Genomic DNA, 13,414 nt, shown 5'->3' with positions numbered 1-13,414 from the left:
AACGCGGGATAGAGCAGTAGGCAGCTCGTCGGGCTCATAACCCGAAGGTCACAGGTTCGAGTCCTGTTCCCGCTACTAAGGTAGCCTTATTGAGAATACAAAACGCACATCGCGGGATAGAGCAGTAGGCAGCTCGTCGGGCTCATAACCCGAAGGTCACAGGTTCGAGTCCTGTTCCCGCTACTAAGAAAGAGAACTTATTTGAGTTCTCTTTTTTTATACCCTAAAATCAAGGTTTTACACTACCTCCCTAAACAAGTGCTACTATAGCTTTTCCCACATAACGTTTTTAAAAAGAACTTCAAAAAAAGGTTATAGCCCTACTTTGGATTTACAAATAAACTCTTCTCTAAATATTGGGATTTTCCGGAAATTATAATAGTTATATATTAGCAGAGAAAATTGCAATAAAAGTCAGCATGAAAAAGGAAGAGTCCATCAAAGAATATTACTTTAGAATCAATAAAAGCATTGATTATATTAAAGAAAATCTTAATGAAGAACTTTCTTTAGAAAAGCTTGCTTCTCTTTCCAGTTTCTCTAAATTTCATTATCATAGGATTTTTAAATCAGTAACAGGAATAACCCTAAATGAGTTTATTAAGAATGCAAAAATTGAAAAGGCTCTTTTTTTCTTAATGAATAATCCATCAAAAACCATTAATGAAATTTCTATTGATTGTGGCTTTCTAAGTATTTCATCTTTTTCAAGAAGTTTCCGCGAAGCAAAAGGCGTCACACCTACTGAATGGCGCAAGTCATTTAAAAGTAGCAATATTGGTATAACGGATAGCAATATTGGACAAATGCAGGACAAAATCCAAGATTACCTTGCACTCAAATTAAATAATTTAAAAAATAATAAGATGAGTAAAACAATGAAACTTGATTTTGAAATCAAAAAACTTGAAGAGTTTAATGTTATCTATGTCCGAAATCTCAATATTCACAGGCATGATAGCGATACATTTGAGAAGATGTTCGAAAAGCTATTTAGTTGGGCGTCTCCAAGGAATTTAATTAATTTTCCTGAAACCAAAGCACTGACGGTTTATAGAAGCAATGCTAATATAACTGGAATGCTTCAAGCTGATGCTTGTTTGTCTGTTCCTGACAAAATAGTTGGAGAAGGATTGATAGGGAATACAACAATAAGCGGAGGATTGTATGCCATTTTTCATAAAGAAGCTCCTATGTCTGAATGCTTTAAAACTTGGAACTATATCTATGAGGTTTGGTTTGAAGAAAACGGATATCAGCCTGATAACAGAAATTTCTTTTTAAGTCATTTAAATGATCCTAAATCACATCCTGAAAATCTTCATATTATTGATATTTATGTGCCTATTAAATTGCTTTAATAATTCTGGCATGTATAGAAATATATCAGAACATCTAATAATCCATAAAACATAAGATTGATGAAATTATCGTTTATATTCTTTTTCCCATTTACAAAAATTGGCTTTGTCGTAAAATTGAAGTTATAATAATAGAACTCTATTTTTTAAATAAAAAACTCTAAACTTTTGAATTTAAAAGACAATTATTAGCAAGTGATTATCATAAATTAGATTTTAAAATATTTATCGCCCCTAAAAAAATTCAACACCAAATGCATCCCAATCACAACTACAAACTAACGCTAAAGTGGACAGGAAATAAAGGAACCGGAACTTCAGGTTATCGGGCTTATGACCGGAATCATGAAATCTTAATAGAAGGAAAAACTACTTTATCAGGTTCTGCTGATCCTACTTTTCACGGAGACAAGACCGTTCACAATCCCGAAGATTTATTATTGGCTTCACTTTCGGCCTGTCATATGATGTCTTATTTACACGTTTGTGTCAAAGCCGGAATAGTGGTCACCGATTATATAGACAATGCTACTGGGATTATGTTGGTAAACAATGATGGTTCTGGACAATTTATTGAAGTAACCTTAAATCCTATTGTAACCATCACAGAGGAAACTCTTTTAGCCAAAGCTAATGAATTGCATAAAGAAGCCAATCAACTGTGTTTTATTGCCAATTCCGTGAATTTCCCCGTGAAGCATAACTCGGAGAGCAGGGTTTGATTAGAGAAGATTACATTAATCTTATAAAAAAAAGACTGCTCAACATTGAACAGTCTTTTTTTATCCTTTAAAAACAAATAATCTACACCATAAACAAAGCATTCTTATTATGGTTGTATAAAGCCAAATCATAAAGAACTACTTTAGACACTACTTCTTCTGAAGAGGAATCAAACCTGATACCATTGTATTTTCTAAACAAGTAAATTTCTTTTAAACAATTAGACAAACTCTGGTGAATTAACGTCGTAAAAACAGGCAATTGCTTATCCCCTACCAATAAATCAATTTGATAATTTGAACTACTTTTTGATAGATTGTCTCCGTTAATTTTTATAGTAAATGTTGTCGGAATTCCGTTTTGTTCCCCTTGATACTGTACTACCATACTACTTAATATTAAAATGTGGTTAAATTAAAATTCATAGCCTCAACTTTCACATTCGTTGAATCCTATATTAAAGTTATAAAAAAGGAAACCGGTCTAATAACAGCCCTTAAATTATTCATTAATAACAAAGCTAATTAATAAAATGGTTTCGAACTCATTTAAGATTCTAAAACTTTCATAAATTCTTCGGTAAACCAAAGCGAATACTTGTAACTCGGAAAGAAGATTTTGATCAAAAAAAGACTCTAAAATACAATCCCGATTTTATATAAAAACGAAAAACCCTGTAATGTATGAAGTTACAGGGTATTCTAACTAAATGTATAAAACAAAGAACTCTCTTTACATATAAAACATCAATCGCTCTATAATCTATATTTTTCTTCTATCCTTTTATCACAGATAACGAAACCACATTTCCCATTTCATTTCGCATGGTCATATTCAATTTATCTAATAATGACAACTTATTCGAAACCAGCCCGGAAAATAAATTATAGGATAAATTCAACTTTTTTAAATTTGGTAATTTTTCTAACTCCAAAGGCACCCGACCTTTAAAATCATTATCAAACAAGTTTATATTTTCTAAATTCTGCAAATTCACTATCGCAGAACTTAATATTCCAGTAAATTTATTGCTATACAAAATCATTGATTTCAAAGATTTAAGTCCATACACAGAATCTGGTAATTGTCCATAAAATGAGTTTTCATACAAAGACAACATTTGCAACTCCAATAGATTCCCCAATTGCTGAGGCAACTCACCGGATAATATATTTCTATCCAGAATAATCGATTTTAAACTTTTAATCTTGCAAATCGAAACCGGAATATTCCCGGTTAATTTATTGGACGAAAGATCCAAAACAAGCAAAGATTGCAAATTTCCTATATTAGCCGGTACTTCTCCATTTAATAAATTTTCACTCAAATTCAGCTCTTGCAAATTTAACAATGTAGTAATCTCAACAGGAATACGCCCTGTTAAGTTATTGTTTTTTAAATTCACAGAAACCACTTTATCATCGACCACTTTTACGCCATACCATTGTGACATCGGCAATGACATGTCCCATTTTTTGATCCATTTATTACCATTGGTCGTTTGATACAATTTCATCAAAACTTCTTTCTCCGGTTGGGACACATTAGCAGCAACAGAAAACGAAAACAACACAATAAGAATTAGAGTAATTTTTTTATTCATTTACTTAGATTAGAAATTTATTGCTCCAAAAATACTTAAAAAGTTCGCTAAGAAACAAGATAAAATCGATAAATTAACATAATAACTATTTTAACAACTACATACCTGACAAAAAAATGCAACAACCCATAAGTAGATTATTGCATTTCAATAACAAAAACAAAACAAAAAAGATACTAATCCAAATAACTATCTACATAACTAACTTTCAATAGCAAATCATTCATCTGCTGCAAATACACCTCTTCCTCCTTTAGATACTTCTAGCTGAAAAGCGATTCCAGACTCATTAACCATAGTAAGATTAAAATCATCCAACTTAGCCATTTCTTTAGGGACCAATCCTGAAAACGAATTATAAGAAATATTCATATTCTTTAGATTTTTTAACTTTACCATATTGACAGGAATCTGACCTTCAAATTTATTATCAAATAAGCTTAAACTTTCTAATGAATCCATATTCGAAATGCCCCAACTAATTTTTCCTGAAAATTTATTACTGCTCAACATTAAACACTTCAAATTCTTTAACTCATAAAGTGAAACTGGAATTTGACCCGACAAATCATTATTGAATACCGAAATTATTTCTAATTCTTTCAAAACACCAATTTGAATCGGTAACTCTCCAGATAAGTTATTCATAAAAAGTATCATTTTATTTAAATGGGCTATTTTACAAATAGAATTCGGTATTGATCCCGTTAACTTATTAAACGATAGATTCAACTCTTTTAAATTTTTCAAATCCCCAACGTTTTGAGGTATTTCTCCAGAAAGCTGATTTTTAAATAAATTTAGTTCTTCTAAATTCTCCAAATCAGCAATCTCAACTGACAACTTACCCACTAAATTATTATTCATTAGAGTAATTGCAACCACTTTGTCATCTTGAATTCTCACTCCATACCACGTAGATACAGGCGCATTCAAATCCCATTTCACTTTCCATTGACTTCCATTGGTGTCTTTATATAACTTTAATAAAATCTTTTTTTCCTGATTAGATATATTAGCCAATAATGAAATCGAAAAAGTAACAGTTAAAAATAATGTAACGATATTTTTCATAATCTTTATTTTTTACATTCTACACTACAAAAGTAACAACAAAAATCACTTAAATACAAATATAATCGATGAAATACATTTTAAAAATGTTTTCATAGTCTTTTTAATACTAATAATACGTTTTGTAAATTGTAATCTGTATCAAAAAATTAATTACATTTGATACTCTAACCTTAAAACCTTAATTATGGAAATGAATTGGATTGCAATTTTAGTAGCTGCTTTAAGCACTTTAGTAGTAGGATTTGTTTGGTATCATCCGAAAGTTTTTGGAACAATCTGGATGAAAGAATCAGGAATGACCGAAGAAAAGATGAAAGGCGCCAATATGTCCTTGATTTTTGGCATATCTGTAATTTACGCCTTTCTCATTGGAATCGTTTTACAGTTTTTAACTATTCACCAATGGGGTGCCTTCAGCATGACTGGCGGCAATGTTGCAGAAGCCTTACCCTCCTACAAAGCTTTCATGGCTGATTACGGGACCACTTTCCGAACATTCAAACATGGTGCTCTACATGGATTCTTGACAGGATTACTACTTGTCCTTCCAGTTATAGGAACTAATTCATTGTACGAACGTAGAAGCTTCAAATACACTCTCGTTACAGGCGGTTTCTGGATCGTTTGCTTTATGATTATGGGCGGTATTATTTGTGGTTGGGTTTAAAACAATGCACATGTCCCGTCCTAAAAAAACCTTGTTTCTTTATTACAATGAAACAAGGTTTTTTATTAAAATAAATTTTCAATTTTTTGAGCCAATTCAAAATCCTTATCCGTTACTCCTCCTGAATCATGTGTTGTCAGTCTAATGTTTACTTTATTATACACATTGAACAACTCTGGATGGTGATTCATTTTTTCGGCCAAAACACCCACTTGAACAATAAAACCAAGGGCTTGTGTAAAATCTTTAAATTTAAAAGTCTTTTCTATTCCATTTTCTTTATACTGCCAATCTTTCAAATTGAGCAATAACGCAGCCGCTGAATTTTCATTATAGGTTATCATGATTTTTTCTTTTCCTATAAAGTTAGATAAATTTAAACTATTCCATGAAAAATTAACTTTATTAGCTACGTAAATATTTCAAAACCTTTACTAAATTTGGTGAAATATAGCTACCCAAATTGGAAACACCCTTTTCATACGAAATTTACGATCATACCACTCAACTTCCTCAAAATTGGGATGATTTAGGTCATAAAAACATTTTTCTATCCAAAGAATACCTTGAGATTTTAGAAAAATCGGCTCCCACCAACATGACGTGTCATTTTATAGGTCTTTTTCAAAATCAAGATTTAGTAGGTATTGCCGTTTCTCAATTCTTGGATTTGAATAAACTAGAATCTTTTGGGGATAGAGATCAATGTGTTAAAGCACATATTCGGAAGTTTATTTTAAGAAAATTTTCGTCTCATGTTTTAATTATAGGAAACAATATGCTTACGGGGCAAAACGCCTTTGTTCTTTCAGAAAACACGGATCCAATTCTAGCCATAAGAACCTTAAAAAAAGCAACTGAAGACTTACAACATAAATTTAAATCCATTGGTAAAAAAGTACATATTACTACTTTTAAAGATTTTCATCATAATACTCTAAAAAGCTTCAAAATAGAAGAATTTAAGACTAATTATCAGTATTGCATACAACCCAATATGACTTTTAGTATTCCTAATCATTGGAAAACAGAACAAGATTACATTGATTCGTTATCAAAAAAATATAGAGATCAGTACAAGAGAGCCAGAAAAAAAGCAATCGGTATCGAAAAAAGAAAGATGCATCTGGAGGAAATAATTGCATACGAAGAAACTATCTATGAGTTGTATGCTCATGTTGCCAAAAACGCCCCTTTCAACACTTTTTTCCTTACCAAAAATCATTTTCGGATTTGTAAAGAGACATTAAAAGATAATTTTTTGTTTTATGGTTATTTCTTAGATCAAAAATTAATAGGTTTCAACACCTTGATTAAAAACGGAAAATCAATGGACACCTATTTTCTAGGATATGATGATAGCATACAACGAGAAAAGATGCTTTATCTCAACATGCTTTATGACATGATCGCCTATTCAATCAATAAAGGCTTTGAAGAAATCATATTTTCCAGAACTGCCTTAGAAATTAAAAGTTCGGTAGGAGCAAAACCTGTTGAAATGTTTGGCTTCATGGAACATAGCAATCCACAAATAAACAAGCACGTTTATAGAATATTCCCTTACTTAGAACCTACAGTGGTTTGGCAAGAAAGAAATCCCTTTAAATAGAAGATTTTAGAATATAGAGCATAGAATATAGATTACTCTATTCTCTATATTCTATATTCTATATTCTATTCTCTATGCTCTCTACAAATTATCTATCTCTTCCTGAACCACTTCCCAATCCAAAAGAAGCTTATCTAATTCGGCTTTTTTCTTATTGTAGGCAGTAAAGAATTTAGCATCCTCAATATGTTTGTCATAATTGGAAGCCAGCATTTTATCATCTTGCTGAATATCTTTTTCTAATTGTTTAATCTGACTTTCAACTTTACTCAACTTATTCTGCAAGGCTTTCCCTTTTTTCTGTTCTTCGTAGGAAGCTTTATTGCTTTCTTTTGGAGCAGCTGCTTTCAGGGCATCCTTTTTCTCGACTTCGCGCATATTTTCCATATTGCGTTGTTCCAAGAAATAATTGATATCCCCTAAATATTCTTTTATTTTCTGGTCTTTGAACTCATAAACCAAATTGGACATCCCTTGCAAGAAGTCTCTATCGTGAGAAACCAGAAGTAGTGTACCACCAAATTTTTGCAAAGCGGCTTTCAAAACATTCTTAGATTTGATATCCAAGTGATTGGTAGGCTCATCCATTAGCAAAACATTTATGGGCTGCAACAATAATTTACAGAGCGCCAGACGGTTTCTTTCTCCCCCAGAAAGCACTTTAACCTTTTTCTCGACATCATCGCCACGAAACAGAAAAGAACCCAGCATATCGCGTACTTTCATACGATTGGTATCCATTGCGGCATCTTCCATGGTTTGTAATAACGTAATTTCGCCGTCTAAGTATTCCGCTTGATTCTGTGCAAAATAACCCAACTGTACATTATGTCCCAATTTGATAGATCCTTGGTATTCAAATTCGTCAACAATCGCTTTGATAAAAGTAGATTTTCCTTGACCATTTTGTCCAACGAAAGCAATTTTACTGCCGCGTTCCACCAATAAATTGATATCTTTCAAGATCGTTTTATCTCCATAACTTTTGGTGACATTTTCGGCCTCAACCACCACTCTTCCTGGTTCTTTTGAAACTGGAAAAGTAATATTCATAACCGAGTTATCATCTTCATCTACTTCAATTCGCTCTACTTTATCTAATTTCTTGATTAAGGATTGTGCCATCGAGGCTTTAGAAGCTTTGGCACGGAATTTTTCAATTAGTTTCTCCGTTTCCTCAATCTTCTTGGCTTGATTTTTTTGAGTAGCCAATTGTTTCTCGCGAATCTCATGACGTAACTCTAAATATTGAGAATAGGGTTTATTAAAATCGTATGCCTTACCAAGAGATATTTCAATAGTCCTATTGGTAACGTTATCCAAGAACATTTTATCGTGCGAAACGATGACAACAACTCCTGGGTAATTACGTAAAAAACTTTCTAACCAAATGATACTTTCTATATCCAAGTGATTGGTAGGCTCATCCAGCAATAAAACGTCATTGGCTTGCAATAATAATTTAGCCAACTCGATACGCATTCTCCAACCTCCTGAGAATGTTTCGGTTTGATTGTCAAAAACTTCTCTTTTAAAACCAAGACCAAGCAGGATTTTCTCTGTATCACCAACATAATTATAACCACCTAATAAATCAAAACGATGGGTATAATCCGATAGATCTTCTATAATTTGACTGTACTCATCACTTTCATAATCTGTACGAGTCACCAACTGATGATTAATATCCGCTAATTTTTTTTCTACTATTTTGATTTCTACAAAAGCTTCGTAAGCTTCTTCCAGAACTGTTCTTCCTTGTTCAAAATCAATATCCTGACGAAGGAATCCCATACGAACTTCTTTCTCTTGAGAAATCACCCCTGAATCTGGCGCAAAGTCTTTAGCCAGTATTTTAAGCATTGTCGATTTTCCTGCACCATTCTTTCCAACGAGACCAACACGGTCTCCTGCACCCAAACGAAAGGTTACTTCTTCAAACAAATAAGAACCACCAAACGAAACCGATAAATTGTGTATATTAAGCATGTATTATTATTTTATTCCTTTGTGAATTAGTAAATTTGTCTTTTCTAAATATAGAAAATATAAATTTTTTGCAAATGTTAAAAAAAGGATCCAAACTATATAGCATTTTAACAGGAACTTGTCCTAAATGTCAGAATGAGAGTATGTATTTAGACAAAAACCCGTTACATTTGGGCTCCGTTCTTAAAATGAATGAACATTGTAACCATTGTGGACTGAAATATCAAATTGAGCCTTCCTTCTTTTATGGCGCAATGTATGTTAGTTACGGATTGAATGTTGCAGTAGGAATTGCAGCTTTTATCGTTTCCTATTTAATCTTTCATTCGAGTATAAAAACCTCTTTTATTGCTATTATTGTAGCATTAATTGTATTGTTCCCAATAGTACTCAGATGGTCCAGAAACATTTACATCAATATGTTTGTATCTTATGATCCTAAAGCATAAAATTGGAGTTTTCAGTCGCAGTTTTCAGTTTTCACTCGTAGTTTCATAGTCATAAAAAGTAGTACAAATCTTTTCTTTACTATTACTTACAAGCCAGTAAATCTGTTTTATGGATGTCATTCAAACAAACATCCTTATGAGACTGAAAACTGAGACTGAAAACTAGCTCAATAATTAAACTAAGACTTCCCTTTACCCTTTTTCGTAAATCTTTGGATATTTATTTCATTATCCAGCGGAATATCATTTTCAATATTATCAAACAATGCTTTTGCCATTGCTGGCCCTAGCATAACACCACGAGTTCCCAATCCGTTCAGAATATGAATTCTATTGTATTCTGAATGCGTCCCTACTAACGGCCTCCTATCCCTAACGGTTGGGCGAACCCCTGCAAAATGTTCTATAATTTCGAAATCACATAAAATAATTTCTTTTATCCTTTCAATCAATTCTGCTTTACCTTCTTCCGTTGGCAAATCTGTTTTGTCTTTCCAATTATAGGTAGCGCCTACTTTAAACAAATCATTCCCTAGAGGCAAAATGAATACACTCGTATTTACAACACAATCTATATTTAATTGTGGCGCTTTTATAATAAAAAGCTCCCCTTTTGTACCATCTAGAGGTAAATTTTTAAAAAATGGATTAGCATGCATTCCAAAACCTTCTGCAAAAATAATGTGTTTTGCCTTTACATCTTTATAACAAACACAATCCTCCTCAAAAATTAAAGCCTCATAATCAAACGCTTCTTTCCTCAATAAATCATTCAATAAAAGATATTCTTTATACTTATCCAACAGCAAAGCGGTGTCAACATACCCTGTTTGTAACACTTCGCCATAACCATAAGGAGCGTCAATACCCTCAAATTTTTTATAAATCAAATTATTGGATAAAAAAGGCGCTAAAGCAACTTTATCCGAAGCGGCAAACCAATTATTCTGCTCTTCAATAGAAAAGAACTTCCTCAAAATAGGCATTTTAAAATTAACCTTTCCCTCTATTTTTTTGTTAAGGTTCAAATAAAAATCATCCATTAAAATCAATTGCTCCTGAGCTTGCCAAACTTCACTAAATCGCTTTAAAATAACGGGATTGTATAATCCTCCCGCAATTTTAGAAGAATTCTGAGATTCATTATCAAAAACAACGATACTTTTATTATTATTCAAAGCTATTTCAGAAAAAGAAATACCTGCTAAACCAGAACCAACAATAATATAATCAACCATAAAATTAAAATTTAAAGCATTAGAAAAATACTATTCTAAAATTGAAAACAACAATTAAACAAAAAAACTCTTGCTAGAAAGCAAGAGTTTTTATAATTCTATTTCTTAGGAATTAATAATTCCACATATCGTGTTCAAAATCACGAATTTTAGTTTTTATTCTGTCAGATTCAATTAACTGATTCAATGCATTTTCATTTATATACTCCGTAATTAAACGGTCACCGTATACATTTTCTTCTTTATAGATCGTACCACCAAATTGTCTTGAATCTAAAATTCTATCAAATGAAATAGGCATAGAAGAATTTTTCTCATTGAAAGCATAATAATCATGCAAATAATCACGTATTGACGGATAAAAAATCCAAAATAAATCAATGTAATCAGGATTGTCAGAACCAACTTCTCTTGCTTCAGGAGCTACAGGACAAATTCCTAACAAACGATATTTCAATTCAGATTGGCGTTTATCAAAATACCAATACCCTTTCAATCTATACCCTGTAATATCTTGTGCCGTAAGTTCTCTCCTATCAATGAATTGAGCATCTAAAACTCTAGCTGGACCCGCAGGAACAACAACTTGTACTTTTTTACCTTTTACGGTTTTATATGTAGTTGTTGCTTTAGGATAATAAGCATCACGATTCGCATTTACCTCTTCTCTACCAGCATTAGTAGTGTCAATATAAGTAAATGAGCTACTCATGTCTTTTAAGGTTTTTTTGGTATTAAAATAATCATCAGCATATACTTCAGTTATTTTATTAGCTTTTATCCCATTTATTAAAACATCAAATAAAGACCTTCTATCCTTACCAATATTTGTAGAATCTACAGGGAAATAAAGCGGAAAATTAAATCTTTCGCTTAAATCTACTAATTCCCAAGTAGTCTTACCCATTAATACATCTCTATCATCAACATAACCATAAGCTAGAGGCTTATCATTATCAAGAGACACTTGAGACTTAGTCTTCACTCCTATTTGCTCAGGTGTTTTAGCATTAAGCAAATTAGATTGTGCAAATGAAGTAAAACTTCCCGCAACAATTGCAATGGCAACAACTAAATTTTTAGTTTTCATCTATATTGTTTTAAGTTATTTAAGTAGGTTAAAAATCAACTTAAATATTATTGTATTTCGTAAATTACTGGAGCAGTTCTAGAAAGCATGATATCTGAACCTACTAATTTTGTTTTAATATCAGAAATAGTAACTTGATCTCCTCTAGTCGCTCTTGCCAATGCGGTAGCACATTGAGCATTAACTCTATCACCAGAAACAATTACAGCAGCTTGACCAGCAACTTTTAATGTAAAACCAACAACGTTTAATTGTACATTAAAATCAAAATCAGGTAACTTAGCCGAAATTTGAGAAACTTGCAAACGAGACTTTGCTCCTTTAACAATCCCCATTTCTCCACCAATTGCACCAACTGGAGGTGGAATACCTTTAATTCTAAATGATTTCTTATCAGAAACTTTAGATCCATCAGGCAATGTCCCTGTTACATTAATCACAACTTCAGAACCTTGTCCTGGATTCATATTATAACTACCTGCCTTACCAGCTGAACTCAATCCAGGAGCAGAAGCAGAAATTTTATCAGATGAAACACCTGCAAAAGTAATAGTCATAGGATTCACAACCCCTCTATATACCACATTCATTTTATCTGCAGAGATAGTAGCCGAATTTGGTCTCGGTACAACTACATAGCTCCCTTTAATTGGAATAGGCACTGGCTTCCCATCCTCCATAAAAGTAAAACTACCCTTAATCTCATGTTCACCAACATTTCCAGCTCCTATACTGAAGGAAGCTTGTCCATTTTCAATTTTAGTAGAACCACCACTTACTGAAACAGCCGTAGGAACAGTACTTTTATCAAAACGACCTAGATAAACAGTACCTCTCACTGCTTCACCAGTAAAAAAGGCAGACTTTTCAGGAACAACGATAGCGGTATAATTTTTCATAGAAGCCGCCTTAACAGCTGTATTACCAGTTAATGCATTAAAAACATTTGTTTCAGTAGCTTTAATATCATTTTGAACTGCCGTCAATTTAGCAATTGATGCAATCAAAGGAAAATGCTTAAAATGGTAATCCAAATAAATTTTAGAAACTCCTTCTTTATCAACTACCTTTTTAGTGTCTAATTTCCCGTTAATTTCCGCAACAATGTCACTGTATTTAGGATCACTTCCTAAAGCTGATGTCATACCCGCTTTATAAGCTTCTATTGAAGCCATAACTCCCTTTCCTTTTACTGACAAACCATCACCTGAAAACCAACTTTCGTCTAGTTTACCTGAAGCATCCATAGCTTCATAAGGCAACTTTCCGTCTTTTCCTTTTTCAATATCTTTGGTAAGATCATTTTTCAAAGAACTTATTTTGTCGTAAAAAGTTTTGGTCAATTCAGAAACCTTTACTGCAATATCTCTAGGAGCAGCATATTGCTCTGGTTTATCTTGCGCTTTTGACTGTAAATCCGCTAAAATTGCTTCATTTGAATCTAATACCAAAGAATTTACTTTTTCGAATTTTTCATTCATCAAACCAAATGCAGATAACACTTCTTTTGACATATTTAATGCTAACATTGCGATAAAAACCAGATACATTAGGTTTATCATCTTCTGCCTAGGGGTTAATTTTCCTCCTGCCATTTTTTTTTAA

General features: G+C 32.5%; 13 protein-coding genes and 2 tRNA genes. 7 read left to right on the top strand and 8 right to left on the bottom strand.

Annotated features, from left to right (window positions below):
- Positions 1 to 2 precede the first annotated feature (2 nt).
- The 4 genes from FNW52_RS01955 (at position 3) to FNW52_RS01940 (ending at position 2,083) form a co-directional block, all read left to right on the top strand.
- A tRNA-Met gene (locus FNW52_RS01955) sits at positions 3 to 75 on the top strand.
- A gap of 35 nt (positions 76 to 110) precedes the next feature.
- Positions 111 to 183, top strand: a tRNA-Met gene (locus FNW52_RS01950).
- A 236-nt stretch (positions 184 to 419) separates the two neighbouring features.
- Positions 420 to 1,361, top strand: a complete 942-nt coding sequence (locus FNW52_RS01945) for a GyrI-like domain-containing protein (protein WP_143375734.1) — start codon at positions 420 to 422, stop codon at positions 1,359 to 1,361.
- Positions 1,362 to 1,615: 254 nt separating this feature from the next.
- Entirely contained in the window at positions 1,616 to 2,083 is a 468-nt protein-coding gene (locus FNW52_RS01940; RefSeq protein ID WP_143375733.1) for an OsmC family protein, read from the top strand.
- A gap of 82 nt (positions 2,084 to 2,165) precedes the next feature.
- On the opposite strand, the gene FNW52_RS01935 is transcribed toward FNW52_RS01940, so the two are convergent.
- The 3 genes from FNW52_RS01935 to FNW52_RS01925 all read right to left on the bottom strand — a co-directional run bounded on the left by FNW52_RS01935 (position 2,166) and on the right by FNW52_RS01925 (position 4,761).
- Positions 2,166 to 2,471: a hypothetical protein gene (locus FNW52_RS01935; RefSeq protein ID WP_143375732.1), complete on the bottom strand. Its 306-nt coding sequence runs from the start codon at positions 2,469 to 2,471 to the stop codon at positions 2,166 to 2,168.
- A 388-nt stretch (positions 2,472 to 2,859) separates the two neighbouring features.
- Positions 2,860 to 3,687, bottom strand: coding sequence for a Two component regulator three Y domain protein (locus FNW52_RS01930; RefSeq protein WP_143375731.1), 828 nt, complete (start codon positions 3,685 to 3,687; stop codon positions 2,860 to 2,862).
- Positions 3,688 to 3,906: 219 nt separating this feature from the next.
- Positions 3,907 to 4,761: a leucine-rich repeat domain-containing protein gene (locus FNW52_RS01925; protein ID WP_143375730.1), complete on the bottom strand. Its 855-nt coding sequence runs from the start codon at positions 4,759 to 4,761 to the stop codon at positions 3,907 to 3,909.
- Positions 4,762 to 4,948: 187 nt separating this feature from the next.
- Between FNW52_RS01925 and FNW52_RS01920 the strand changes: the two genes are divergently transcribed.
- A complete protein-coding gene (locus tag FNW52_RS01920) occupies positions 4,949 to 5,431 on the top strand; it encodes a DUF1761 domain-containing protein (RefSeq protein WP_143375729.1) in 483 nt (160 codons plus the stop codon).
- Positions 5,432 to 5,496: 65 nt separating this feature from the next.
- Here the strand turns inward: FNW52_RS01920 and FNW52_RS01915 are convergent, their stop codons facing one another.
- A complete protein-coding gene (locus tag FNW52_RS01915) occupies positions 5,497 to 5,775 on the bottom strand; it encodes a 4a-hydroxytetrahydrobiopterin dehydratase (RefSeq protein ID WP_143375728.1) in 279 nt (92 codons plus the stop codon).
- A 119-nt stretch (positions 5,776 to 5,894) separates the two neighbouring features.
- Here FNW52_RS01915 and FNW52_RS01910 point away from each other — a divergent pair, with 119 nt between their 5' ends.
- Positions 5,895 to 7,043 (top strand): 8-amino-7-oxononanoate synthase, encoded by a 1,149-nt coding sequence (locus tag FNW52_RS01910; protein WP_143375727.1) that lies wholly within the window; start codon positions 5,895 to 5,897, stop codon positions 7,041 to 7,043.
- 81 nt (positions 7,044 to 7,124) lie between these two features.
- On the opposite strand, the gene FNW52_RS01905 is transcribed toward FNW52_RS01910, so the two are convergent.
- Complete coding sequence (locus FNW52_RS01905) at positions 7,125 to 9,032, bottom strand: ATP-binding cassette domain-containing protein (protein WP_143375726.1); 1,908 nt, start codon at positions 9,030 to 9,032, stop codon at positions 7,125 to 7,127.
- Between the two features lie 74 nt (positions 9,033 to 9,106).
- Here FNW52_RS01905 and FNW52_RS01900 point away from each other — a divergent pair, with 74 nt between their 5' ends.
- A complete protein-coding gene (locus FNW52_RS01900) occupies positions 9,107 to 9,481 on the top strand; it encodes a DUF983 domain-containing protein (RefSeq protein ID WP_143375725.1) in 375 nt (124 codons plus the stop codon).
- 179 nt (positions 9,482 to 9,660) lie between these two features.
- Here FNW52_RS01900 and FNW52_RS01895 read toward each other — a convergent pair whose 3' ends face one another.
- From FNW52_RS01895 to gldM, 3 genes are all read right to left on the bottom strand, one after another.
- Positions 9,661 to 10,719 (bottom strand): FAD-binding oxidoreductase, encoded by a 1,059-nt coding sequence (locus FNW52_RS01895; protein WP_143375724.1) that lies wholly within the window; start codon positions 10,717 to 10,719, stop codon positions 9,661 to 9,663.
- A 112-nt stretch (positions 10,720 to 10,831) separates the two neighbouring features.
- Positions 10,832 to 11,809 (bottom strand): gliding motility protein GldN, encoded by a 978-nt coding sequence (gene gldN, locus FNW52_RS01890; RefSeq protein WP_143375723.1) that lies wholly within the window; start codon positions 11,807 to 11,809, stop codon positions 10,832 to 10,834.
- Between the two features lie 47 nt (positions 11,810 to 11,856).
- On the bottom strand, positions 11,857 to 13,404 hold the full coding sequence (gldM, locus tag FNW52_RS01885; protein ID WP_143375722.1) for a gliding motility protein GldM: 1,548 nt from the start codon (positions 13,402 to 13,404) through the stop codon (positions 11,857 to 11,859).
- Between the last annotated feature and the right edge of the window lie 10 nt (positions 13,405 to 13,414).

The sequence above is a fragment of the Flavobacterium sp. ZT3R18 genome, assembly GCF_007097385.1.
Taxonomy (GTDB): Bacteria; Bacteroidota; Bacteroidia; order Flavobacteriales; family Flavobacteriaceae; genus Flavobacterium.
The sequence above is the reverse complement of the archived record's forward strand: the minus strand, read 5'-3'. Positions and strand labels throughout refer to the sequence as shown.

Coding starts and splice junctions, on each gene's coding strand:
- FNW52_RS01945 (WP_143375734.1), top strand. CDS start 420: ATGAAAAAGGAAGAGTCCATCAAAGAATATTACTTTAGAATCAATAAA.
- FNW52_RS01940 (WP_143375733.1), top strand. CDS start 1,616: ATGCATCCCAATCACAACTACAAACTAACGCTAAAGTGGACAGGAAAT.
- FNW52_RS01935 (WP_143375732.1), bottom strand. CDS start 2,471: ATGGTAGTACAGTATCAAGGGGAACAAAACGGAATTCCGACAACATTT.
- FNW52_RS01930 (WP_143375731.1), bottom strand. CDS start 3,687: ATGAATAAAAAAATTACTCTAATTCTTATTGTGTTGTTTTCGTTTTCT.
- FNW52_RS01925 (WP_143375730.1), bottom strand. CDS start 4,761: ATGAAAAATATCGTTACATTATTTTTAACTGTTACTTTTTCGATTTCA.
- FNW52_RS01920 (WP_143375729.1), top strand. CDS start 4,949: ATGGAAATGAATTGGATTGCAATTTTAGTAGCTGCTTTAAGCACTTTA.
- FNW52_RS01915 (WP_143375728.1), bottom strand. CDS start 5,775: ATGATAACCTATAATGAAAATTCAGCGGCTGCGTTATTGCTCAATTTG.
- FNW52_RS01905 (WP_143375726.1), bottom strand. CDS start 9,032: ATGCTTAATATACACAATTTATCGGTTTCGTTTGGTGGTTCTTATTTG.
- FNW52_RS01900 (WP_143375725.1), top strand. CDS start 9,107: ATGTTAAAAAAAGGATCCAAACTATATAGCATTTTAACAGGAACTTGT.
- FNW52_RS01895 (WP_143375724.1), bottom strand. CDS start 10,719: ATGGTTGATTATATTATTGTTGGTTCTGGTTTAGCAGGTATTTCTTTT.
- gldN (WP_143375723.1), bottom strand. CDS start 11,809: ATGAAAACTAAAAATTTAGTTGTTGCCATTGCAATTGTTGCGGGAAGT.
- gldM (WP_143375722.1), bottom strand. CDS start 13,404: ATGGCAGGAGGAAAATTAACCCCTAGGCAGAAGATGATAAACCTAATG.